This window comes from Crocosphaera sp. XPORK-15E, assembly GCF_034931425.1.
Classification (GTDB): domain Bacteria; phylum Cyanobacteriota; class Cyanobacteriia; order Cyanobacteriales; family Microcystaceae; genus UHCC-0190.
In genome coordinates this window covers 280,395-302,808 of record NZ_JAYGHQ010000009.1, presented here as the reverse complement: position 1 = coordinate 302,808, position 22,414 = coordinate 280,395, and the positions used below count along the sequence as shown (strand labels likewise).

The window sequence follows — 22,414 nt, the reverse complement described above, 5'->3', positions numbered from 1 at the left end:
AGCCGAACCTTGACAACTTTCAACATACTTAGCGCGAATTGAATTTGCTATAAACTATATTAGCATACAATTAGAATTTTGTGGTAAAAGTTTATTTGTCAATCTTCGGGGCATCGAACCCCTCGATTGACCCGACTTTCATCTTTTCTTAGCCTTTTTATTTCATCAGTAGAAAGAACATTTCTAACGACTACATAACCATGAGTTTTAATCAGTTCTTTTTTATTATGGTTGGTTGTTCTCATAATTCATTTAAACTACATTTTTTTTCTATTTTGCCCAAAGAACCTAGTCCATCCAAGACGTTAAAGATATCTTGTCTAATATGTCTTTTTTTAATCTGTTCTCGTAAAAAATCCTCGTCTATAAAACCAGCTAATAAAGCTTCCTTTAAGTAACCAAAGAAGAGAGTTTCTTGTTTTATATCAGGATGTTTCCGATATAATTGTTCTGCTTTTGATGACCAGAATAATTGTTGAATAGACTTTAATGATTCTCTGTGGCTACGGGATTTTTTAAGCTGATTATAACCAGATATTAATTGTAACTTCAGCGAGGCAAATCCTTGTACATTATTATTCAATCGAGACGGATGATAAGGTAAACCTGTCTTCCAAGGCTGTGTGATTTGATTCGTGTTATGTAATAGTTTGGTTTTTTCATTGAGAGTATCATAATGATTCCATTCTTCTTCAAGTTCTCCCATCGAATCTCTTGGTTCTGTTCGTAGAAATATCCAATCTTGTAAATCTCTTTTTAGTTGAAAAACTTCATCTATTTGTTGTTCCCATTGCCAGTGTTTTAGTTTACTACAATCAAGAAGCATTACGCTAGAATTATGACCAATTATTTTATCTTTTGCATAGATTGGTCTAGCTAAAATTGCCTTATCCTTCATATCTCTTTCCAGTAACTCATAAACATCTGATACCGCAAAAATATCAGGATCAATGACAATAGCTTTACCTTGATAACCCATCAATTGAGGCACAATAAAACGGAGAGGTAAAAAAGATTGAGGCACATCTTTGTACCAAGCCGCGTCCCGATTATTACGAATACATCGATGGCCATGATACTTGATTAAATGAGGATAATTTTCTAATTCAATGAGCTTGACATCAAATTTGTCGGTGTTGCTGGACATCCGCTTAAGACTATAGGCAGCAACCTTTCCTGACATTATTTCATGGCAACTTGTGTGAACAAATACAGTTGGTTTAGTAGTCATTTTTGAATATCCTTCCCAAATAAACTATTTACTAATTTTTGTTTTTAGGAGTAGCAATAATACGAATCCATTGTCCCTGCTGATCACCATCCCAATAGGTTTGAAACAGGGATTTTGATTTATTAGTTAAGTTCTCATCTCTTTTTATTTCTCCTTTTGGCAAAAATCTATTTTTTACATACTTATTAATTGTTATGATTTTTTTCTTTACCTTATCCATTATATTGACCGTTGCTTTTCTTTTCTGTTTCTGACTAATAAAGAAATTTTCAACATTTTTACCACAAGTTTTAAGACATAAAATTTTAAAACCGTTTTCTTCCAGCACTAATCTAATAGATTTAGGGGAGTAAAAATATAGGTGTCCTTGCATAGTAGCTGGAGGAAATATAGATGGAGTAATACAGTTCTTAACACCTAAACCATACTGATTAGGTATTTCCATGAACAAGATACCATCCTCTTTCATAATTTGTTTCAATCGACTCAGATGATCTATGGGATTTGCTATATGTTCAAACAGATGAGATGAACACACCAAGTCATACCTTATATCATTATTTTCTGTGATCCCAAACATTTCATTGACAATTTCAGATTTTCCTGGTTTTGTCTTGAGTCGTTCCTTGGCAAAAATTGCCATTTTACTATCAGGTTCATAACCAGTCACTCTATAATTAAGTTCACTAAATAAGCAGATCAAAGAGCCATCTGAACAACCAATATCTAATACGCTCGAAACTTTAGCTTCAGGTAAAAAAGGTTTAATAAAATCAATCTGAGCCAAAGCCCTCTGCTCACTAAATTGCAATCTTTGCTCTAACCCTGTTAATTTATCATCCTTAATATAAAATCCAGATTCATAAAACTGTAGTATTTGTTCGTGATCCGGAAGCGGTTTGGTAAACCCTAATTCTTGTTCCTGACACTCATAAACCTGACATCCCTCAAAACAAGGATGAATCCCTACTAATCTATTTGTTTTATCTTCAGATACCACTATTTTCATTTTAATTATCTCTCCGGTTTCATCCCAATAAAGTAAACAAACCAGTTTTCTCGCCATCCTCCTAACTCATCTACGGGAACAGCATCTAACTTATTCGGCCAAAAACCTCTCATATCGTTTCTTCTGGGATACATATTAAAATTTGCGTCTATTTTGTCTAATTCTTTAAAGAGAAACGAAAGACAGTCTGGAGAAAACCGCCAATAGTCTATAGGAACTGGATGATACCTCCAAGACCACACAGTTGATATGTAACATAATCCTCCTGGTTTGAGCAGACGAGTTATTTCTTGTGAAGCTAACCAAGGTCTATCAATATGCTCAAAAGTTTGATGAGACACTATTAAATCAACACTTTCAGGCTCTAAATTAGTTGTCTGAGTAATATCTGCGACAATAGTTGGTAAGTTAGGATTATCTTCAATATCTATATTAAAATAATCTAGTTCAGGAAAAAAATCCTGAGAATTTAAAGTATTAGAACCACCTATCTCAAGCATCTTCTTATAACTTTTGCTTTCTGGTAAAGACTCAAAGATACTTCGACAATGTTCATGAGAATTAGGAAAAGAAACAGCTTTCGTTAGCAGGGTTTCTCCTTCTTTCATTGGTCGAGTTTTATAAGAAGGCCAATTAGTAGTGTCTTGAGTATTGTTTATAGTTTGGAGAGGATAGTGTTTTTTTTGCTCGAAGTACGGATCAACCTTGGTCAAGAGTTTATATAGACCCTTTGCTAATTTTTTCTTGAGGATGGTTTTATAATTATTTTTCATGAAATTTAACACTAAATGGCTTACTTTAAGTATATATCAAAACTTAGATCACGTCAAACTATTGAGAACTTATTTGAAGTAATTCAAATGTCAACTTATACCAGAAGTTGCTTCCCATTGACCGAAAATTTGTATAGAAGCACTAGTAAACATCTCACTAACCATTTTAAATTTATAAACATTATGGTATCGGCACAAGTATTCCCCATGTCCATGAGTTGAGGAAACTTCTAATACAGAAATTGCCAATGAATAAATTCCTGCTCCCAAATTCATTTTACCCAAATTAACAGCAACATGAGCTTTTCCCCCTGGATTTTCAAAGGTAGTTCCATTGAAGGCCGAGCTACACATCGCTACATTTTGCAACTCTTGATCCATAATCATTATAGCGATATTGAAAGATTTGACATCGGAATCAATGCTGAGATCAAGGTGAATAATTAGCTCATCTAAATAGTTAATACTGTCGATCCCTTTTTTGCCATTACTTTCAAACTCAAGGTGATCAATTTTCGCTTTCCCACTGCCACTAACAATAGCTTCTTCTCCTTGAAAATATGAATAAAATTTATCAATTCCCTTAGCAACATCTCCACCTTGAAATACGCAACTACCATGATCCATAACCATAATGTCTGAACACACCCTTGATATTTGAGGCATACTATGGGAAACCAAAACCACAGCCGCATTTTCTATCATCTTTTGAATTGAATTAAAACATTTAGCTCGAAATCCAATATCTCCCACCGCCAAAACTTCATCAAGTAACAAAACATCGGGTTCCATTTGAGCAGCTACCGCAAACCCCAATCTAACTTTCATTCCAGAACTATAGTTAACTACAGGGGAATCAATGAACTCCTCCAACTCAGAAAATTGAATAATATCATCCAGCTTTCTATCAATTTCTGCTTTAGTAAAGCCTAGAACAGCACCGCGACTGTATATATTTTCTCGACCGGTTAAAATTGCATTAAATCCAGCACTTAGTTCAATTAAAGACCCGATTCTTCCCCGAAGTTCAATCCTTCCTTTATCTGGCTTAATTAATCCATTAAGTATTTTTAAAAGGGTACTTTTTCCGGCCCCATTTGGGCCAATTAATCCTAAACATTCACCACGACGTAACTCAAAAGAAATATCATTGACTGACCAAAATTCTCCTTTCCGTAATTGATGTTCATATTTACGTCCGACTACTTCTGAGGCAATATCCTGTACCCCATACCAGAGGGACTGTTTAAGGTCACGACAAAACTTTTTTGAAACATTTTCTACTTTTATAAGAGCTTCATCAGTCATCTAAATTTAATCTCCTGATTTGTAATTATAAGATTGAAATATAAGTTAATTAACCTTAACAGGTTAATTAACTCAGGTTACACTTGTGCTACCTAAAGAATAGGTAATCGGCTTTCTTCAACAAAATATCATATACCAAGCCAAACAGATTAACAATTCTTAGTGATTTCGTTGTAATCTAGCCATTATATACCACACAAATCCCTGTTTGGGGAAAACTTGGAGAGACTAGAAAAGTCCGATACTTTTTGCGGCCGGGCAGTCCGTGTTCTGGAAAGAAACCAGAAAACATAAAAAGCTTGTGGAGTCGGTCTGACGGGGGTGTTAAGCAATTAACTAGGCGTTAATTGGCGATCTCGAATAAGCAAGAATCTCCCGCTACATCCCGTAGCGATTAGCGGTGAGAGTGTCAACAACACTAACTTACATTCCAATCTCCCCATAGCTGTATCCGCGCTCCACAATAAAATTCACCAATAACATCAAAGCGATTGATATTGTTATATAAGCAAAACTCTTCCCCATTATTTTTGTCGGCAATGAGTGCAGTTAAAGCATAGCTACCTGGGGTTAAATTTACTTTTCCAAGGTTTAGAGATATGTTCATTGTTGAGCCTGTATTCGTGAAATTAATGCCATTAAAAAATGAGTTACAGTAAACAATATCTTCTAGCTCTTGGCTCAGAATTTTTACAACAATACAAAATTCCTTGATATCTTGATTAATTGTACAATTAAAGTTAAGTATAACTTCATCTAGATAGTTGATTGATTCTAAACCTTTCTTTCCATTACTCTCAAGTTCAACTTTATGGATCACCGCTTTACCAGTGCCAAAAGTGATTTTTTCTTCTTTGGCAAAATGCGAATAAAAATTATTAATTCCTCTGGCTACATCTTTCCCATGAAAAGTACATTGACCACGATCCATAACTATGATATCAGAGCAAACTCTAGAGATCTGAGGCATACTGTGAGATACGAAAACTACTGCTGCATTCTGAATCATCTTATAAATAGCATTAAAACACTTAGCGCGAAATCCTACATCTCCAACAGCTAACACTTCATCTAGTAGTAAAACATCTGGTTCCATTTGAGCAGCAACGGCAAACCCTAGCCTCACTTTCATTCCTGAGCTATAGTTAACTACCGGAGAATCAATAAACTCTTCTAACTCAGAAAATTCAATAATGCTATCGAGTTTTTTATCAATCTCTGCTTTAGTAAAACCTAATACTGCTCCCCGACTATAGACATTTTATCTTCCTGTTAAAATAGCATTAAATCCAGCACTCAGTTCAATTAAAGAACAAATTCTGCCCCGCATTTCTATTCTTCCTTTGTCTGGCTTAATTAATCCATTAAGTATCTTTAAAAGGGTACTTTTTCCGGCCCCGTTTGGACCAATTAATCCTAAACATTCACCACGACGTAACTCAAAAGAAATATCACTGACTGACCAGAATTCCCCTTCCCGTAATTGATGTTCATATTTACGTCCGACCACTTCTGAGGCAATATCTTGTACCCCATACCAGAGGGACTGTTTAAGGTCGCGACAAAACTTTTTTGAAACATTTTCTACTTTGACAAGAACTTCATCAGTCATCTAAATTTAATCTCCGGATCTGTAACTATAAGATTGAAATATAAGCTAATTAACCTTAACAGGTTAATAGAATCAGGTTACACTTTTGCAACCTCAAGAATAGGTAATCGGCTTTCTTCAACAAAATATCATATACCAAGCGAAACAGATTAACAATTCTTAGTGATTTCGTTGTAGTCTAGCCATTATATACCTTAAACCTAAATGATTACTATGGTAACAGTTGCTATAATTCCGGCCCGTGGCGGGTCAAAAGGGGTTCCTCGTAAAAATATCCGTCCCTTAGCAGACAAACCCTTAATTGCCCATTCTATTCTCGATGCCCAAGAAGCGCAATGGGTGGATCACGTTTATGTTTCTACGGATAATGAAGAAATTGCCGCAATTTCAGCTACTTATGGGGCAAACATTATCCCCCGTCCCCCTGAATTGGCCAATGATACAGCTTCTTCTGAATCGGCTTTAATTCATAGTCTACAACACTTAGAAAATCAGGGAATTATACCGGAATTAATTGTTTTTCTACAATGTACTTCTCCCATTAGAACAGGTTTAGAGATTGATCAGGCGATCGCAAAACTAAAACAGGAACAAGCGGACTCCCTTTTATCTGTCTCTCCTTCTCATCGCTTTCTCTGGGAGGAGGTTGACGGGGTTGCCCAATCTATTAACTATGATTATCGTCATCGTCCCCGTCGTCAAGATATGAACCCCCAATATGTGGAAAATGGCTCAATTTATATTTTTAAACCTTGGATACTGAAAGAAACAGGAAATCGACTGGGGGGCAAAATTTCTCTGTTTGTTATGAGTGAAATGGCGGCTTTAGAAATTGATTCTGTGGATGATTTTGAGATGATAGACTTTTTGATGAGTCATTCTAATTAACTTTATGGAGATTTTAGTCTTAAGTAATGGTCATGGAGAAGATCAAATCGCTGCTCCTATTGTAGAAGCTTTACAAACTTTTCCTACGGTTTCCCATATTGCGGCTTTACCCTTAGTAGGGGAAGGTTATGTTTATCAAAAGCTCAATATTCCTATTATTGGCACGGTTAAAACTATGCCTTCGGGCGGGTTTAATCAAAATTTAGGGCAACTTTGGCGCGATGTTCAAGGGGGACTATTAGCCTTAACTTATCATCAATATCAAACTATTCGTCAATGGGGAAAAACCGGAGGCAAAATCTTGGCCGTTGGGGATATTGTGCCATTATTTTTGGCTTGGTTAAGCGGTGCTGATTATTGGTTTATAGGAACAGCTAAATCTGAATATTATCTCAGAGATGAAATGGGGTGGTTGTCTTCAACTTCTAATCTTGATCGTTGGTTGGGATCAATGTATTTTCCTTGGGAACGTTGGTTAATGAGTCGTCCCCATTGTCGGGGGGTTTTTCCTAGAGATACTTTAACGGCCAAAATTTTACAACAGTGGCCAATTCCTGTCTTTGACTTAGGTAATCCGATGATGGATGGATTTTCTCTCAGTCAACCCATAAATGTCAATTTAACCACTAATCCCCTCATTATTCTATTATTGCCTGGCTCAAGAATGCCTGAAGCTCAACGTAATTGGCAAATCATCCTAGAAGGGGTTCAAACAGTGATGACGGCCTTTTCTGGTCACTCTCTTATCTTTTTAGCTGCGATCGCTCCTAGCCTCAATTTAACCCCTTTCCAGCAAGATTTGATGGCTAATGGTTGGATATTTCAACCTTCAGGAAACATCCCCCTTGAGCTTCAAGATGCTGAGGCCTTAACCTTTACTCAAAACAACGCAACTCTGATCCTCACTCAACATAGTTATCGAAATTGTTTACAATTAGCTCATGTTGGCATGGCCATGGCCGGAACCGCCACCGAACAATTTGTCGGCCTCGGTAAACCTGTCCTTATCTTTCCTGGAGAGGGGCCACAGTTTACCCCCAAGTTTGCTGAGGCACAAACTCGCTTATTAGGTTGTTCTGTCACTTTAATAGAAACACCCAAGCAAGCAGGTAATATGCTGATCACCTTGCTTAAAGATCCCCAAAAATTACAACTAATTGCCGAAAATGGTCGAAAACGCCTGGGAAATCCAGGGGCGGGGGCGAGAATTGCTGAATGTTTAGATCTCTTGATTAAGTAACTCAGCGATCGCCTGTTGTCGATTATGGTTTTCCTGGGGCAAGGTTTGACGCGCATCAGTAATTAACCAATCGAGGGCTGCTGCTTGGACATCAATGGCGGCCCCTGTTTTATCCACACAGTACCGCCCAAAGACCAGTTTATCAACAAGGCGAACCCCTGGCCCTAAACGAGAGTATTCAAAAATGACGCTATTATCGACAGTAGCACCGCTACAAATCCAACAATTAGGGCCAATCATACTGGGGCCAATAATTGTCGCCCCATCTTCAATATGAGTCATACCGCCGATGTATACGGGCCCTTGAATATTAACTTTATCCCAATTAACCGCCACATTTAACCCAGTATAAATCCCAGGTTTAACCTCAACGCCGGGAATTTGGACATTTTGGATTTCCCGTGATAATACCCCGCGAATAGCGTGCCAATAATCCGGTACTTTCCCAATATCAACCCATTCAAAGTCCATATTAACGGCATAGAAGGGCGCACCCTTGGCCACTAAGGTTGGAAATAACTCACCCCCAATATCATATTTTTGATTGGGGGGAATATAATCAATAATTTCGGGTTCAAAAATATAAATCCCTGTATTAATATCGGTGCTAAGAGCTTCTTCAATGGAAGGTTTTTCTTGGAAAGTTTGAATCCGCCCTTCTTCATCGCTAACAACCACACCGTAACTGGAAACCACTTCTCTCGGTACTGATTTTGTAATAATTGTGGCGATCGCCCCTTTTTCTTTGTGCCATTTCACGGCTGCCGTTAAATCCAAATCAATCAAAGCATCGCCACATAAAACAACAAAAGTATCATCAAAAAAAGGATTAAAATCTTGGATACGTCGTATTCCCCCTGCTGATCCCAAGGCTTCCCCGACTAAATCTCCATCTACGATGCGTCCCTCAAAGGAATAGGCAATTTGCACCCCAAACCTCTGGCCATCACGGAAATAACTTTCAATTTCTTCTGCGAGATGACTGACATTTACCATGATTTGGTCAAAGCCATGCTGTCGTAAGAGTTCCAGCAAAAACTCCATCACAGGCTTTTGAAGGATAGGGATCAGGGGTTTGGGGATCGTGTGGGTAATGGGACGGACACGGGTTCCTTTACCAGCGGCCAGAATCATGGCTTTCATGAATACTATTTCCTCAATCTTTGCCACAAACGTTTAAGGTGACAATGGCCAGTTTACCATTTAGCCTTTAAAAATCCTGAAGATAATTTTATTCAATTGCCGAAAGGACTTGAATTTTGAGATCTTGGTAAAATTCTGATTGGGATAATTCCACCTTAGATTGGGAGGATAATAATAAAAGGGCCCAGAAGATGCCAACTCGATCTTGTTTACTCTCTCCGTCATGAGGAGGCTGGACTTGATGCCATCGGTTTAATAATTCTTCAAGCTCGAATTGAGATTGAGAGTTAGTCAATTCTAGTAACTGTTCCTGGAAAAATTGATCGAGTTGGGCCGCTAATTCCGTTAAATTCTCTTGATGGGCTAATTGAGTCACAATTGCCATGGCTTCTCGTTGTGATTGAAGACGAGGTGTCTGGCGGCGACGAGGAGAGGGGGTTGATTTTTCTAATTCTTCGGCAATTTCTTCAATCTGGGTAATAAGTTCTTGAAGGGTGACACGACGTTGGCGAGTCGGTGGGGCCGCACTGCGACGACGCAAATGTTTTTCGAGATCAAAGCCGCGAAAATGTCTACGGGTTTCATCCGTAATTTCCTCTAACTCAATTAATTCTTCTGTTTGAGGATCATTGTTCCCCAGTTGCTCTAAGGTATCGGCCTTAAAACGAACCAACATTGAGGCCCATAAAAAGGCTTGACCGGACTTTGGTAGAGTTGCCTGTTGATAGATATTGTCTGAATATTGGGTTATTCCCAATTCATTTAAAAAGCGATCAATTACGTCAATGACTTGAACATCCCAAGGATCAATTTCTCCTTGTTGAGCCAAGTTAATTAAGGTGGCGATCGCCTCGGTAGCAGAGGATGAAGTCATTTTGTCTAAAATTGATCCGCTTGATAGGTATAAAATTGCTGAAAGGCCCCAATGGTTTCAAATTGATAATTGGGAACCGGGGAAGGCAAAAATAATTCTGTTTCATAAATACTGAACAGGACATAATTCTGGCGAATGGTTTTGTTGGCAATCACCTTTTGGATATGGGGTCTTCCTGTATCCACGAAGGTTTTACAGTAGCTAGAGAGAAAACCCCCGAAGTTTCCAGAGGCTTGAACACAAACTTCTTGTTTCAAATAGGTGGTGAGGGCTTCTGTGGCATAACTTTCGTAGTCGCTTTGTCCAGGGTTCGTAAGGATCAGACAGGCTCCGACCCCTCCTAAAGCAACTCCGCTAAAAACTGTTACTAAATGTAACGCTTCCATGATCTTTGGTTAGGATTGACTATAGGTTTGAGATTAGCTTACTGGAATCAACCTTAGTTTAACTAAACATTAAATAAAAAAACCTGTGTTATGATAAACTATAGTTATGGCGAGCGTAGCCAAGTGGTTAAGGCAGCGGATTGTGGTTCCGCCATTCGTGGGTTCAAGTCCCATCGTTCGCCCTCAGTCTTCTCGATGAAGGAAAGAGGTTTTCAGCAAAACCCCTGCTTATGCAACCGATCCCGACGGTTAGGACATTTTCTAAACTTTTGCAAACAGGGATAGACAAAGTAATCTAAGCATAGGATAATATAACTATTCGGTTATATAGGAATGGTTATGGTTAAGACTCCAATTAAACCAAGCGCAGAGCAACTGAAACCTGGAACAAAAGCACCCACCGAGGAAACGCTGCTCACTCCTCGCTTCTATATTACAGACTTTGAAACCGCCGCTAATCTTTCTTTAACGGAGCAAGAGTCAGAGTTACAAGCGATGTTGACGGAAATGCGGAACGACTACAACCGTAATCATTTCGTCCGTGACGATGATTTTAAGGGAGGTTGTTGGGATAACTTAGATGAAACCACCAAAGAGGGGTTTATTGAGTATTTAGAACGCTCTTGCATTTCGGAATTTTCTGGATTCTTACTGTTTAAAGAATTATCCCGTAAACTCAAAGGCCGCAATCCTATTCTATCAGAAATGTTTCATTTAATGGCCAGGGATGAAGCGCGTCATGCTGGTTTCTTAAACAAAGCAATGGCTGATTTTAATCTATCCTTAGATTTAGCCACTGTTACCAAAACTCGCACCTATACATTCTTTCCTTTAGAGTGGGTAATTTACACCGTTTATCTCTCTGAAAAAATTGGTTATTGGCGTTATATAATCATCTTCCGTCACTTAGAAAAGCATCCCGAAAAGCAATTTTATCCAATCTTCAAGAAGTTTGAAAATTGGTGTCAAGATGAGAACCGTCATGGGGATATTTTCAACGCTTTATTACGTTCTCAACCTAAACTTTGGAACACTTGGCAATCTCGTTTATGGAGTCGTTTTTTCCTCCTATCTGTGTTTGCAACCCATACCTTAACGGTGCATGAAAGAGCTAGTTTTTATGAGTCTTTGGGGTTAGATGCAACGGAGTTTGATAAGGAAGTAATTCGCAAAACCAATGAAACTTCTGCCAGAGCATTTCCCAGTGTTTTAGATGTAGATCATCCTGAGTTTTATCCCCGTTTACAACGCTGTTCTGAACGCAATCAGCAAATGAAAGCCATTGAAGAAAGCAACGGCAATAAAGTGGTTAAAACTTTGCGTAAAGTACCTTTAATTGCGGGTATTGTTGGGGATTTATTACGGATTTATTTACTTAAACCCATTGATGCAGAAGCATTACGGGGAACAGTTCGTTAATTTAATTATGGTAGGGTGGGCAATGCTCACCCTACGGTTTTTATTTTTGTGGTTAACTTGACCATAGGTAAGTTTGTAGAAGATGATTTTCCAAAATAAATTAAGTGGTCAGACCCGTTGATTGGACAATTGGCATACCTGCTGCTGATTTGATAGCTCAGGGAAAGCGTTTTCAGGGTAATTTTCCTGTTACTCAAGCTAAACCGAGAGAAGTGCTATATCGTAGCGATAACGTCAATATTACAAGCTATATTGTGTATGATGATAATGGAAAAGCAATTAAGCGAGTAGACTTGAGGGGAAGATCCCATGCTGATATACCTACACCTCACGTTGTCGAGTACAATCATAACAAAAGTCCGAGAGGAACTATATTTGTCCAAGCCTCAAGAACTGTTCGCCCTGCCAGAATGGATGAAATTCCTTAACCATGATACTAAAACCAGCAATAAGAGACTTACGACCTGATATTGATAACCTGAAGAATTTTCAACGGTGGAAAGCTATTAATGGGGAAGATTTTTCTCCTTGGGATTATCTTTTTCGAGCGTCTCGTGCAGAAGTTGCCATCATATTAGCGACTCTTTTTTGTCCAGAATTTATCGAATATGATGGAGGAATTTTTCTGGCAGAAGCTTTTGATCAGGCTATTTATCAACAGTGGAAACAACAACTCGGAAATGATATCAAAGCAATTGAAAAAGTAATGAATCATCAACATATCGATGATTTATTTTCAGGCAGTAATCGAGTTGGAATTAATAATCTTTGTTATCTAGGACAAGCCATCAGACAAATGTGGGAAAATCACCTCAAATTAGTTTATCCTCATTTGCGATTTGTTGTTTGTTGTGAACATGACGAGGACACTGTAACTGTGACGTTTTACCAGTCTTATTTTTAGATTATTATTGTTTAATCTGCCTTTTCTCTCTAATGCTTTAATTCAGAAAGAATTATAAACTTATTACTGTTGTTTTTTTCGGATTAAACTTAACAGCAAAGCAAATTTTCAAAGCAGGAGTTCAATCTAATGAATAGAAAAAAATTCAACCTTAAATATAATTTATTTTCAGTTTTAGGTATTTCAATTTTAAGTGTAACTGTTGCCTTACCCTCCTATGCTGATGATCCCACAGGGAGTTATTTTGATGGTACAGAAATTAAATGTCCAGGAATTCCCTTTGCAGAATCTACTGTTGTTCAATGTAATACAATTGCTTTTGAAAATGCAGATCGAGAATTAAATCAACTATACCAACAATTAATGAAAACCGCAGATACCAAGGAAAAAGAATATCTACAAACCATGCAGCAAGCCTGGATTAAACTAAAAGAATCTCAATGTGGTTTAGTTAATTATTATTATCGTGATGCTCGATTTTCTGAGAAATGGAAAACCCGTTGCGAAGCTATTATGACTATTCGACGGGTTGAAGAATTAAAACAATTATCAACAGGAATATCATGGTAAATCAATCTTGAAAATTTATTGATGTCTTGCCCCATCTGGCATAATTGTACCTCTTAAATCTGCATCTGTTAAGATAGTTCCCGTTAAATCTGCCCCCTGTAAATTAGCATTAACTAAAATGGCATTACTTAGGTCAGCATAGCTTAAATCTGCCCCTTGTAAATTGGCTTCTGTTAAATCAGTTGAAAAAGGAGATTTATAGGGTTCTAGACTTAATTTTGCCCGACATAACTTGGCACCAGATAAATTGGTTTGATATAATAAAGCTGCACTTAAATTGGCATAACATAAGTCAGCATAACTTAAATTTGCTTGGCCTAAATTGGTTCGTCTTTCAGAGGTAGGCCGCAAATCTACATCATACAAAATAGCCCGTAATAATGTCGCCCCTGTTAAATTTACCCCACACAAACTTGCTTTACCTAAATAAGCATCTGTGAGGTTAGCATCGATTAATTTTGCCCCACTGAGATCCGCATCTCTTAAAATAGATTGGGATAAGTCAGCATCTCGTAAATCTGTCCCCCAGAGAATACACTCACTTAAGTCAACTTTTCTTAAGATTGCTTGACAAAAATTACTTTTTCCTAATCGCCCCTGACGAAAATCTGATCCCTCAAAATTTGCACCTGAGAGGTTAATTTCGGTTAAATCTGCCTCTTGTAAAACAATATGCTGAAAATTTCTCTGCCCAAGACCATATTTACTTAATAAATCGTCTAATTTCATTGTTTATTCCCTTTATCCATCTTTATTTTAAGGTCTGAGAGGGAGAGGGATCACTCTCCTCTCTTAATGTACAACTATTTGGTAATATGAGAACTTGGCATTAATTAAGCTATAATAAAGAATCATAATATGTATACATAGTTTGTTAACGATATAACAATATGCTGAAACTTACCGACTCAAGCTTATCTACCGAGACGACATTATTAGGAAATGAGGAGATTTCTAAGTTATCCCCGACGGTTTTGGCCATGATTGCAGACTTCTTTAAAGTATTATCAGAAGTGAGTCGGTTACAGATTGTTTGCGCCTTAAAAAGTGGAGAAAAAAATGTTTCTCAAATCATCGAAATGACGGGTTTAGGACAAGCGAATGTATCTAAACATTTAAAACTATTAACCCAAGCAGGAATTGTCACCCGAACCCAAGAAGGTGTCAATGTATTTTATGCGATCGCAAACCCCTTAGTTTTTCCTTTATGTGATTTAGTTTGTAATTCTATCGCCACCCAATTACAACAACAAAATCAACATTTAGAGTCTCTTAAAATGTTTCAACAATCATTTTAGTGATCATTCCTAGGAATAGCCTTGGTAATTACATTAATGGTAAATTAGCTAGTTTATTGACCGCAATTGTTTAAGAAGTTCTAATATTTTTTGAGCATCTACTCTTTTGCCTTGTTGCTGAAGAAGAAATAATTCAGATATTTTCCGCTTTTAACAATCCTATCATCTTTAGGGAGAGGCAATTATTCATTATTCATTATTCATTATTCATTATTCATCCGATTTAACACTTCAATGGCATTACTTCGCCAACCATCATTCTGTTGATAAAGCTCTAAAAACTTAGTTAAATTAGCTTTAGATTTTGCATAATCACCTAATACATATTCTGACATTCCTGCATGATAAACCGCCATAAAATTCTCAGGTTGATATTTAATTACTAACTCCATTATAGGCCCAGCAGACTCATCATCTCCTGCATCTGCAACCGGATGTCCAATGGCAAATACAATTCCTGCTGCTGTAAATTGTTCAGTTTTAGGTAATGTTTGAATGAGTTGATCAGCTTGCTCAATTTTACCTGCTAAAGCATAACATCCGGCAGCCAAACCAATTCCATCAGATGTATTAGGAGGGGGAGAATTTTTCATTGCTGTCCCTACTTCTACTGAATTACAATGAGGTTTAATTTCTTGATACCATGCTTCCCCATTAGATAAATTTGGATTAACATTGATTTGATAATTTGTATTAAGTGAGGAGAAAAAACGCCGTATATTAACAACACCACCCATTAAAAACCCTAACATAATAAATCCCATTACTGCTTTAGCAAAAGAATAGAATAAGAAAGGTTTTTTATTGGGAATTAGTAATGCGTTAATATTGAGCGATCGCACATCATTTAAAGCTATTTCAGCATTAGGATAACGTTGTTTGGGTAAGGGGTTAACTAAGGTACTTAACCAGGTAATAAATTGAGGATTTAATTTAACTATTAAATGATTAAATTTAAAGCAATAATCCTCATCAATTAATTGACTTATATTACTAGAAGAAGTATGAGTTAATAAACAGATTAAAGTTGCCCCTAAACTATAAAGATCAGATGCTTCTGTTAAGGGACGATTAAACAATTCTTCAGGAGGCATAAACCCAGGTGTACCCGCAGCAATGCTACTATTAGCAACTTCTCCATCCCTAATTTTTGCTAAGCCAAAATCAATTAAATAAGCATTTAGATTATTATCAATTAAGATGTTTTCTGGTTTAAGATCTCGATGAATAATAGGCGGTATATGATTTTGTAAATAAACTAAAATTTCTAACACAGAAATAGCAATTTTTTGAATTTGTTCAGGCAAAAAATTAGATTTATTCGCTAAAGATGGGGCCTCTTTATATTCTTGTACCATACAAAATCCATCCTCAGTTTCAAAGGAAGTAAGATAATGAGGAATACGAGGATGATCTAGGGTTTCTAAGATAGAAATTTCTCGTTCATAGGCCTTATAACTTGTCCAACTCGCATCAGCATCAACAAACCTAAATTGCTTAATCACAACCTTTTGCTGTGTCTCTAGAGACTCACCTAAATAGCTAATACGTCCCCCCTCTCGGTTACGGCCTAACTCTTGAATAATTGTATAATTATGATGAGAAAAATCAGGAAAAATACTCATATTCCTTTTCATCCTGTTAAGATAACCTATAATAATCTTAGTTTACCCATACTTAAGAGATTTCTATCATCCCTGTAACAAAATGACCAAAAAAATTGGATTTAACAGTGTTAAATCCCTACAAATCATGATAATTATTAATCTTCTAATAAAGATTTTTTGTTAAATTATCGCAATGATTTCAATGCTCTGACTTCTGTAGGGGCTTAATAATATTAAGCCCCTACGACTTCTGATTTGTACTATACCATTGTCGCCAAGCCGTAGAGCTTCTAATCGCAATCCATAATAACATTAAAGCAATTAATCCCCCATTTTTAGGCGCATTAAATGCAAACAAAACTAACAAAACACAAATCACATCTTCAAGACAAATCACCCAAATAGGTAAACCCCGTAACCTAAAAAACCAGCCTACTTGAACTAACTTTAAAAGTAGGGCAAATAATCCACCAATCACCCCAATTAACCATAAAGGTTCCATTTCTAAGTTAGCTATTTTTACGACAGTTACTGCTAATAATCCTCCTACTAATGGACTAAAAATTAATTGTATAATCTGTAAAATGCGCTGTCCTAATAACTTTTTAGAGCCAAATAATTCAAATAATGACCAACTGGTTAAAATGCCAATTAAAACTTGAGGAGGAAGTGAAGAAAGTAGGGGAACTTCTGACCACAAATCACTGCGAAGTAAGCCAATAATTAATAAGGGTAAAGCAATTCTCATTCCCGCGGCCGCTGAAGCGGAAAGTACCGCTAAAATACCAATAATCATTCTCTTATTTGTTGATTTTTGACTGTTAAACGTTCCCCATTCCTGTACAATGGTTAATAAGCGATCGCCGAAACCATAGCCACTATGCTCGAAGTTCCCAACAGTTTAGAACAAGCCATCTCTCAAGCCAAAGAAGCCGCAAAACTAGCCCTAGAAGCAGGGGTTGGCCGTATTTCCCTAGAACTAATCATCCCTGAAATTGCTTTACAGGCCCAAGCCCTCGCCTTAGAGTTTACCTCATTATTTGAGGGGCGAGAATCAGGGTTAAAAGTGATTTTTCCTGATACGGGGGCAGCAGCTTTAGCCCGTCGAGACTGGGGAGAAACCCCTTTTAGCGTAACAGACTTGGGCAGTCGTGCGACAGCCATAGAAAGCAAAATTTCCGACGCAGACGAGGCGTTTTTGTTGGTTTGCCCTTCCTCGGTAGAAGTGGGAACAGTCGAAAAATTGTGTAATTTAGCGGGCGATCGCCCCGTTATTCTCCTCATTCCCCAATTAGAAGATGTGTCTATTGTGGGCATTGGTTACGCTGCCCGTCAACTGCGAGAACGGTTTATTAGTACCCTTGAATCAGTTTATTATTTTCGTCCCTTAGATGGGGTTGCGGTGTTGCGTTCCTATCCTTCTCCTTGGTATGTTTATTTAGAGCGAGATAGTGGTTATGAATTAATTGCCGAAGAAACCCAAAAACCCATGGGAGAAGCCTTAGAAAACTTGATTCTTAAAGCTACTACAGGGGAGGAAGATAATAGTAATATTCCCCAACCGAAAAAATCAGGAATGTTTGCTAATATGCAGCGATTTTTAAAGGCATTAAGTCAATAGTTTTCTGTTAAATTTGCCCATTTTTATCATGAATAAGGCTAAAATGCAATACTTTGAAAAGGAAGACATTCTTCATTTAACGATTTCTGATGAACCGGAAGCTAACAGTGTAGAAATCAATCCAAATATCACGGTTGAACTTAATGAAGCAGGAGAATTAATTGGGATAGAAATTATCAATGCTAGTGCTTTTATTCGAGATTCAATTGTAGAATCAACTCAAGGAAAAATCCTAAATCTCTCTGTACAATGAATCTTGAAATTTAAGCTGCATTTGATGAACAAGATGAATGAATTTGAGGACTTGGTAAAAAATCATTTTTTCGTAAAACCTCAGCTAAATTAACCTCAGTTTCTAACAAACAAGCATGGCCACTATTTGGTAAAATTGTCAAGTTTCCTTGAGGAAAATAACTCATTAATTGTTGTCCTTCTGCTACGGAAGGTAACAGTCTATCTTGATCACTTGCTAACATTAAAATCGGTTGTTTTAAGCGTTTCAATGTTTCTCGATTAATCTGAAAATCTCTTAATAAAGCAAGTCGCCAACTAACAACTTCTTGAGGAAGGGACTGCATAGCTTTTAATAACGCTTTACTATCCTCTTTTTCAATTCTTCCCAATGACCCCAAAAACGGTAAAAATCCCACCGTTGAACTTTGATATAAAAAGTTAGGCATCCATTGATTTAATTGAACTCCTAACCCCAACCAAGGACGTTTTTCAAAAGAGGAAGCGGGATTAACTAAAATCATTTTTTCAATTAATTCAGGGGCTTTTAAAGCAACTTTTAGGGCCAAACATCCCCCAAAAGATTCCCCACATAAATAAACAGAAGATCCATGATGAGACTCTAATTCTTGTTTAATTAAACCAATGGTTTGATCAGCTAAATCATGCCAATTACTTTGATCATGGGAAGGAATAGATAAACAACGAATCGCAAAAAAATTACCCAATTTCTCGGCTTGTCGATGAAATAATTTCCCTGTTCCATCCATTCCTGGAAGATAAATTAATAAGGGAGATGGGGATTTAGAAGATCGGGGTGAAAGGAATTTTATGTTTGCGGTTTGATGCTTCATTAATGATTAATTAAACTACGGAAGAAAAGGCGACTCGATGGTCGTACAGACAATCTCGATCTCTGATCACCCCATTATTATCAACCCAAACTAAAGAAATTTCAACAACTTGATGATTTTCCAAAGAAACTAAAGAAAAATTTCGCAATTTCTCCCCCTCTTTTTCAATAACACGAGGGACATTAGCAGCGTTTAAATAAACTGTTCCATGATGATGATTTTTAACTCTAGTTCGCAGTTGGGAACGGGTATGACGCAAACGGTGGTGCATATGACCAAAGGTTACTAAGGGAATGTGTTTCCCAAATAGACGGGTTTGCTCGATCGCTTCAGCAAAATCAGGATCACCATGATCTCCCCCTAATGGTTGCCAGTCCCTTCCACACATCGCTTCCGGGTGTTCTCCTAATCCTTTGGGGCCATTATGTCCGAGAAAAATAACATTTTCATGGGCAGTTTGTTGGGCCGCGGCTAAGATTTTTGCTGTAGATTCATTAAAGTTAGTCACATCATAGCGATCGCGTAAAAACGTCTTATTTTTCCATTCTGGGCCACCCCAACTATAGGGACGACTCCCCACAACTGATAAATTAAATTCAGGAAAATCTAACTTATCATAACCGACATGAATTTCCCCTAATAAATCTAATTGATCTTGTAACCAATCTTCGGTTTTTCGATTGTAAGGACATTGTTTTTGTCCCCAAGCAGATGCAGTATACCAAGCATCATGATTCCCCATAATCACAGCTTTAGGGATAGATAATTCAGTAATTAAGCGAACTATGGGGACAGATTCATTGCCAAAATCTCCGACAAATAAAGCGAGATCGATGTTTAACTGTTCTAAAGCGAAATTATCAACCTCATCCCATTGATCGTGAATGTCTCCTATAACGGCAATGGTAAGGGTTGGTTGTTGATGAATGGCCATGCTGCTTTTATTATAACGATTTTCTCTCATTTAATAGCATAAACGGAGTTAGCCCCGTTAAGCAATAGGTTTTTTGCTTCAAGTCAGGAAATTGTTTAATTAATCACTTATTATATAATATAATTGATAACGCGATCGCCTTTAACTCAATTAATCTACTATGACAAGAACAACTTATCAATGGACAATTGAGCATTATCATCAAGCGATTGATGCAGGATGTTTTGAACAGCAATCTGTAGAATTATTAAAGGGTGAAATTATTCTAATGACACCAGAAAGAGAAAGCCATGCTTATTATAATTCAGAATGGGCTGATTATCTCAGAAAAATATTAGGAAATAAAGCTAAAATTCGAGAGAACAAGCCAATTATTCTACCGAATAATTCAGAACCTGTGCCAGATATTGCTATTGTTAAACCTTTAGGAATTGAATATTTAAAACATCATCCTTACCCTGATGATATTTATTGGTTAATTGAATTTTCTAAGGCAACCTTAAAGAAAGATTTGACAGAAAAAAAAGCGATTTATGCAGAAGCAGGAATCAAAGAATATTGGATAGTTGATCTCAAAAATAATCAATTAAAAGTATTTCGAGATTTAAAGCAGGGTAATTATCAGATAGAATTAACCTTAACTACAGGAAATATTACCCCTTTAGACTTTCCAGATCTTGTTATTCCTGTCTCACAATTAATGTTAGATTAATCAGGGTTAAGTAGTAGGACATAATTAAACGAATACAACTTGTAGGGTGGGCAATGCCAACAATAACCTCTGGATAGGAGTTTTAGCCTTTTATTGGGCAATGCCCACCCTACGCTTATTTATGTCCGACCACTTAAGCTTTAAGATTTAACCTCTCAATAAATATGAGCGCGTGATTTTAGGTGACAACTAACGGATAATTAATTGATGTTTCAATCATCATAAAAGCAATTGCATCTTGATGATCTGGCTCATTTAAAATTGTTTCAAGGGGATTTGGTAGAGGAATATTATCTCCATCTTCTATCATCCAAATCAGATGACTAGATAAGGCTTCATTCGCCATTTTTTTTGCTTCTTCTAAGGTAGTCCCCGCAGTAATACAACCTGGAAAATCATAGAATTGAACGCCGTAATCACTGTCAGATTCTTTATGAATAGTAGCAATATATTGAGTCATCATTTTATATAATCAATAACTTAAAAATTCTCTCCTTCTGAACGAAGATTAACTGAACCTGGAGGGTTAATAAATAAGTTTCCCGCAGCATCATTAGAATAAATACAGTCAATTTTGGGTTTACTTTCTAGAGTACCTACAAATCCAAAGGTATTCATCCGATTTCGACAATCTCTGACCTGTTCTGCTGTAATTAAGCGTTTTTGTTCTAATAAGGTCATATTAGACTGACGTAACACACAACCAGGTTGCATCGCAGGTTGAGTCACATAGACACTAAAAGGGTTTAAGGTGATAAACACCCGCAAATCGCTCACAATAGCACTGGCCCCAAATTGCACACATAGTTCTGCATTGGGCGCACTTTTATCAATGACTTCCCGTGAGGCCACATTCTTCGGGTCAAAACTCGCACTAGAACTCACCCCAATACCTACCCCAATACCTAAGATGAAAATGCCCCCAAATAAGGCGATCGCCCCATAATTAAACTTAGGGACTTTTGGTTCTTGGTCGGGGTAACGGGAAGGGTTAGAACGGGGATCAGAGTAACGTGGTGGAGGTCTACGGGCCATAATCTTTATCTGCTGGATATTATTCTAGTGTACTTCAAAGATTGTAGGGGCGGTTTTGTAGGGGCGTTTTTTTTGTAGGGGCAATTCATGAATTGCACATTTTATAGGGGTAATTCATGAATTACCCCTACAAATGCACCCGACAAGAGCGGTTAGCTAACATTCCTAACAATCATTAGTTACTATGGCAATATAAACTTAACTAATAGTCCTCAGATGCAGCTAAAGGAAAAGTACGTTACTGACGATCAAGGTAATCGAATTGGTGTTCTTCTCGACATAAACGAATACCAAAAACTCTTGGAAGCATTGGAAGAACTAGACGCGATTCGAGCCTATGACAATGCTATTTTATCAGATGAGGAAGATATTTCTTTTGAATCAGCAATATTTCCCTAAAATAATCAATAGATATCAAAATTAGAGAGTATTTTCTGATGAAAGCTTACGAACTAACCGCAACTGTAACCCCTGATGGGCAGATTAAATTGCCTGATTTTCGTTTATCTCCCACTTCATCCCAACCTTCAACAGTTAAAGTGATTATTTTAGTTGCTGAATCTGAAGAAAATAGAGATGAATTAGATAGTTTAGATGAAAATTTTTCAGAGGAAAGCTTTAAGCGATCTTGGCAACAAGCAATAGCAGGTGACACCGTACCCATGTCTCAAACTAATTAATTAAAAATAGGGTCAATTCACGGCAGTCGCTACAACGGGGGGAACCCCCGCAACGCGCTGCCTCATGAATTGACCCTACGGATGA

At 37.3% G+C, this 22,414-nt stretch carries 29 protein-coding genes and 1 tRNA gene; 13 read left to right on the top strand and 17 right to left on the bottom strand.

Features of this window, described 5'->3' with window-relative positions:
* Positions 1–98 precede the first annotated feature (98 nt).
* From VB691_RS12260 to VB691_RS12230, 7 genes are all read right to left on the bottom strand, one after another.
* Positions 99–245, bottom strand: a complete 147-nt coding sequence (locus tag VB691_RS12260) for a hypothetical protein (RefSeq protein ID WP_323291775.1) — start codon at positions 243–245, stop codon at positions 99–101.
* Positions 242–1,231: a hypothetical protein gene (locus tag VB691_RS12255; RefSeq protein ID WP_323291774.1), complete on the bottom strand. Its 990-nt coding sequence runs from the start codon at positions 1,229–1,231 to the stop codon at positions 242–244. The genes VB691_RS12260 and VB691_RS12255 overlap by 4 nt, the downstream gene beginning before the upstream one ends.
* A 31-nt stretch (positions 1,232–1,262) precedes the next feature.
* Positions 1,263–2,240 (bottom strand): class I SAM-dependent methyltransferase, encoded by a 978-nt coding sequence (locus tag VB691_RS12250; RefSeq protein ID WP_323291773.1) that lies wholly within the window; start codon positions 2,238–2,240, stop codon positions 1,263–1,265.
* Between the two features lie 5 nt (positions 2,241–2,245).
* Positions 2,246–3,013, bottom strand: coding sequence for a class I SAM-dependent methyltransferase (locus VB691_RS12245; protein WP_323291772.1), 768 nt, complete (start codon positions 3,011–3,013; stop codon positions 2,246–2,248).
* A 90-nt stretch (positions 3,014–3,103) separates the two neighbouring features.
* Positions 3,104–4,321 (bottom strand): ABC transporter ATP-binding protein, encoded by a 1,218-nt coding sequence (locus VB691_RS12240; protein WP_323291771.1) that lies wholly within the window; start codon positions 4,319–4,321, stop codon positions 3,104–3,106.
* 418 nt (positions 4,322–4,739) lie between these two features.
* A complete protein-coding gene (locus VB691_RS12235; RefSeq protein ID WP_323291770.1) occupies positions 4,740–5,453 on the bottom strand; it encodes a Wzt carbohydrate-binding domain-containing protein in 714 nt (237 codons plus the stop codon).
* 129 nt (positions 5,454–5,582) lie between these two features.
* Positions 5,583–5,933, bottom strand: coding sequence for an ATP-binding cassette domain-containing protein (locus VB691_RS12230; RefSeq protein WP_323291769.1), 351 nt, complete (start codon positions 5,931–5,933; stop codon positions 5,583–5,585).
* 213 nt (positions 5,934–6,146) lie between these two features.
* On the opposite strand from VB691_RS12230, the gene VB691_RS12225 reads away from it, so the two are divergent.
* Complete coding sequence (locus VB691_RS12225) at positions 6,147–6,821, top strand: acylneuraminate cytidylyltransferase family protein (protein WP_323291768.1); 675 nt, start codon at positions 6,147–6,149, stop codon at positions 6,819–6,821.
* 4 nt (positions 6,822–6,825) lie between these two features.
* Positions 6,826–8,061 carry a lipid-A-disaccharide synthase-related protein gene (locus VB691_RS12220; RefSeq protein WP_323291767.1) on the top strand — a complete coding sequence of 412 codons (1,236 nt, stop codon included), beginning with the start codon at positions 6,826–6,828 and terminating at the stop codon, positions 8,059–8,061.
* Here the strand turns inward: VB691_RS12220 and VB691_RS12215 are convergent.
* The 3 genes from VB691_RS12215 to VB691_RS12205 all read right to left on the bottom strand — a co-directional run bounded on the left by VB691_RS12215 (position 8,041) and on the right by VB691_RS12205 (position 10,464).
* Positions 8,041–9,204 carry an NDP-sugar synthase gene (locus VB691_RS12215; protein WP_323291766.1) on the bottom strand — a complete coding sequence of 388 codons (1,164 nt, stop codon included), beginning with the start codon at positions 9,202–9,204 and terminating at the stop codon, positions 8,041–8,043. The genes VB691_RS12220 and VB691_RS12215 overlap by 21 nt on opposite strands.
* A gap of 88 nt (positions 9,205–9,292) precedes the next feature.
* Positions 9,293–10,078 carry a segregation/condensation protein A gene (locus tag VB691_RS12210; RefSeq protein WP_323291765.1) on the bottom strand — a complete coding sequence of 262 codons (786 nt, stop codon included), beginning with the start codon at positions 10,076–10,078 and terminating at the stop codon, positions 9,293–9,295.
* Between the two features lie 5 nt (positions 10,079–10,083).
* Positions 10,084–10,464, bottom strand: coding sequence for a DUF4359 domain-containing protein (locus tag VB691_RS12205; protein WP_323291764.1), 381 nt, complete (start codon positions 10,462–10,464; stop codon positions 10,084–10,086).
* Positions 10,465–10,573: 109 nt separating this feature from the next.
* Between VB691_RS12205 and VB691_RS12200 the strand changes: the two genes are divergently transcribed.
* From VB691_RS12200 to VB691_RS12180, 5 genes are all read left to right on the top strand, one after another.
* A tRNA-His gene (locus VB691_RS12200) sits at positions 10,574–10,646 on the top strand.
* Positions 10,647–10,803: 157 nt separating this feature from the next.
* Complete coding sequence (gene acsF, locus VB691_RS12195) at positions 10,804–11,883, top strand: magnesium-protoporphyrin IX monomethyl ester (oxidative) cyclase (RefSeq protein WP_323291763.1); 1,080 nt, start codon at positions 10,804–10,806, stop codon at positions 11,881–11,883.
* A 104-nt stretch (positions 11,884–11,987) separates the two neighbouring features.
* Positions 11,988–12,311 carry a polymorphic toxin type 24 domain-containing protein gene (locus VB691_RS12190; protein WP_323291762.1) on the top strand — a complete coding sequence of 108 codons (324 nt, stop codon included), beginning with the start codon at positions 11,988–11,990 and terminating at the stop codon, positions 12,309–12,311.
* Positions 12,312–12,313: 2 nt separating this feature from the next.
* A complete protein-coding gene (locus VB691_RS12185; protein WP_323291761.1) occupies positions 12,314–12,787 on the top strand; it encodes a hypothetical protein in 474 nt (157 codons plus the stop codon).
* 129 nt (positions 12,788–12,916) lie between these two features.
* Positions 12,917–13,357, top strand: a complete 441-nt coding sequence (locus VB691_RS12180; protein WP_323291760.1) for a lysozyme inhibitor LprI family protein — start codon at positions 12,917–12,919, stop codon at positions 13,355–13,357.
* A 15-nt stretch (positions 13,358–13,372) separates the two neighbouring features.
* On the opposite strand, the gene hetL is transcribed toward VB691_RS12180, so the two are convergent.
* Positions 13,373–14,086, bottom strand: coding sequence for a heterocyst differentiation pentapeptide repeat protein HetL (gene hetL / locus VB691_RS12175; protein ID WP_323291759.1), 714 nt, complete (start codon positions 14,084–14,086; stop codon positions 13,373–13,375).
* Between the two features lie 161 nt (positions 14,087–14,247).
* Here hetL and VB691_RS12170 point away from each other — a divergent pair, with 161 nt between their 5' ends.
* Entirely contained in the window at positions 14,248–14,655 is a 408-nt protein-coding gene (locus tag VB691_RS12170) for a metalloregulator ArsR/SmtB family transcription factor (RefSeq protein WP_323291758.1), read from the top strand.
* A gap of 203 nt (positions 14,656–14,858) precedes the next feature.
* Here the strand turns inward: VB691_RS12170 and VB691_RS12165 are convergent, their stop codons facing one another.
* Positions 14,859–16,280, bottom strand: coding sequence for a serine/threonine-protein kinase (locus VB691_RS12165; protein WP_323291757.1), 1,422 nt, complete (start codon positions 16,278–16,280; stop codon positions 14,859–14,861).
* Positions 16,281–16,503: 223 nt separating this feature from the next.
* Positions 16,504–17,058 carry a DUF4126 domain-containing protein gene (locus VB691_RS12160; RefSeq protein ID WP_323291756.1) on the bottom strand — a complete coding sequence of 185 codons (555 nt, stop codon included), beginning with the start codon at positions 17,056–17,058 and terminating at the stop codon, positions 16,504–16,506.
* Positions 17,059–17,142: 84 nt separating this feature from the next.
* Here VB691_RS12160 and VB691_RS12155 point away from each other — a divergent pair, with 84 nt between their 5' ends.
* Together VB691_RS12155 and VB691_RS12150 are read left to right on the top strand one after the other, a co-directional pair.
* Positions 17,143–17,883: a DUF1995 family protein gene (locus tag VB691_RS12155; RefSeq protein WP_323291755.1), complete on the top strand. Its 741-nt coding sequence runs from the start codon at positions 17,143–17,145 to the stop codon at positions 17,881–17,883.
* Positions 17,884–17,926: 43 nt separating this feature from the next.
* Complete coding sequence (locus VB691_RS12150; RefSeq protein ID WP_323291754.1) at positions 17,927–18,136, top strand: DUF2283 domain-containing protein; 210 nt, start codon at positions 17,927–17,929, stop codon at positions 18,134–18,136.
* A 10-nt stretch (positions 18,137–18,146) separates the two neighbouring features.
* Here VB691_RS12150 and VB691_RS12145 read toward each other — a convergent pair whose 3' ends face one another.
* Positions 18,147–18,968 (bottom strand): alpha/beta hydrolase, encoded by an 822-nt coding sequence (locus VB691_RS12145; RefSeq protein WP_323291753.1) that lies wholly within the window; start codon positions 18,966–18,968, stop codon positions 18,147–18,149.
* Positions 18,969–18,978: 10 nt separating this feature from the next.
* Positions 18,979–19,902, bottom strand: coding sequence for a TIGR04168 family protein (locus VB691_RS12140; protein ID WP_323291785.1), 924 nt, complete (start codon positions 19,900–19,902; stop codon positions 18,979–18,981).
* 160 nt (positions 19,903–20,062) lie between these two features.
* Here VB691_RS12140 and VB691_RS12135 point away from each other — a divergent pair, with 160 nt between their 5' ends.
* Positions 20,063–20,614: a Uma2 family endonuclease gene (locus VB691_RS12135; RefSeq protein WP_323291752.1), complete on the top strand. Its 552-nt coding sequence runs from the start codon at positions 20,063–20,065 to the stop codon at positions 20,612–20,614.
* Positions 20,615–20,792: 178 nt separating this feature from the next.
* Here VB691_RS12135 and VB691_RS12130 read toward each other — a convergent pair whose 3' ends face one another.
* Both VB691_RS12130 and VB691_RS12125 read right to left on the bottom strand, forming a co-directional pair.
* Entirely contained in the window at positions 20,793–21,074 is a 282-nt protein-coding gene (locus VB691_RS12130; RefSeq protein WP_323291784.1) for a type II toxin-antitoxin system HicB family antitoxin, read from the bottom strand.
* Between the two features lie 20 nt (positions 21,075–21,094).
* Positions 21,095–21,649: a DUF3172 domain-containing protein gene (locus VB691_RS12125; RefSeq protein WP_323291751.1), complete on the bottom strand. Its 555-nt coding sequence runs from the start codon at positions 21,647–21,649 to the stop codon at positions 21,095–21,097.
* A gap of 216 nt (positions 21,650–21,865) precedes the next feature.
* Between VB691_RS12125 and VB691_RS12120 the strand changes: the two genes are divergently transcribed.
* Both VB691_RS12120 and VB691_RS12115 read left to right on the top strand, forming a co-directional pair.
* Positions 21,866–22,048 (top strand): hypothetical protein, encoded by a 183-nt coding sequence (locus VB691_RS12120; protein ID WP_323291750.1) that lies wholly within the window; start codon positions 21,866–21,868, stop codon positions 22,046–22,048.
* A 38-nt stretch (positions 22,049–22,086) separates the two neighbouring features.
* Complete coding sequence (locus VB691_RS12115; RefSeq protein ID WP_323291749.1) at positions 22,087–22,329, top strand: hypothetical protein; 243 nt, start codon at positions 22,087–22,089, stop codon at positions 22,327–22,329.
* Positions 22,330–22,414: the final 85 nt, after the last annotated feature.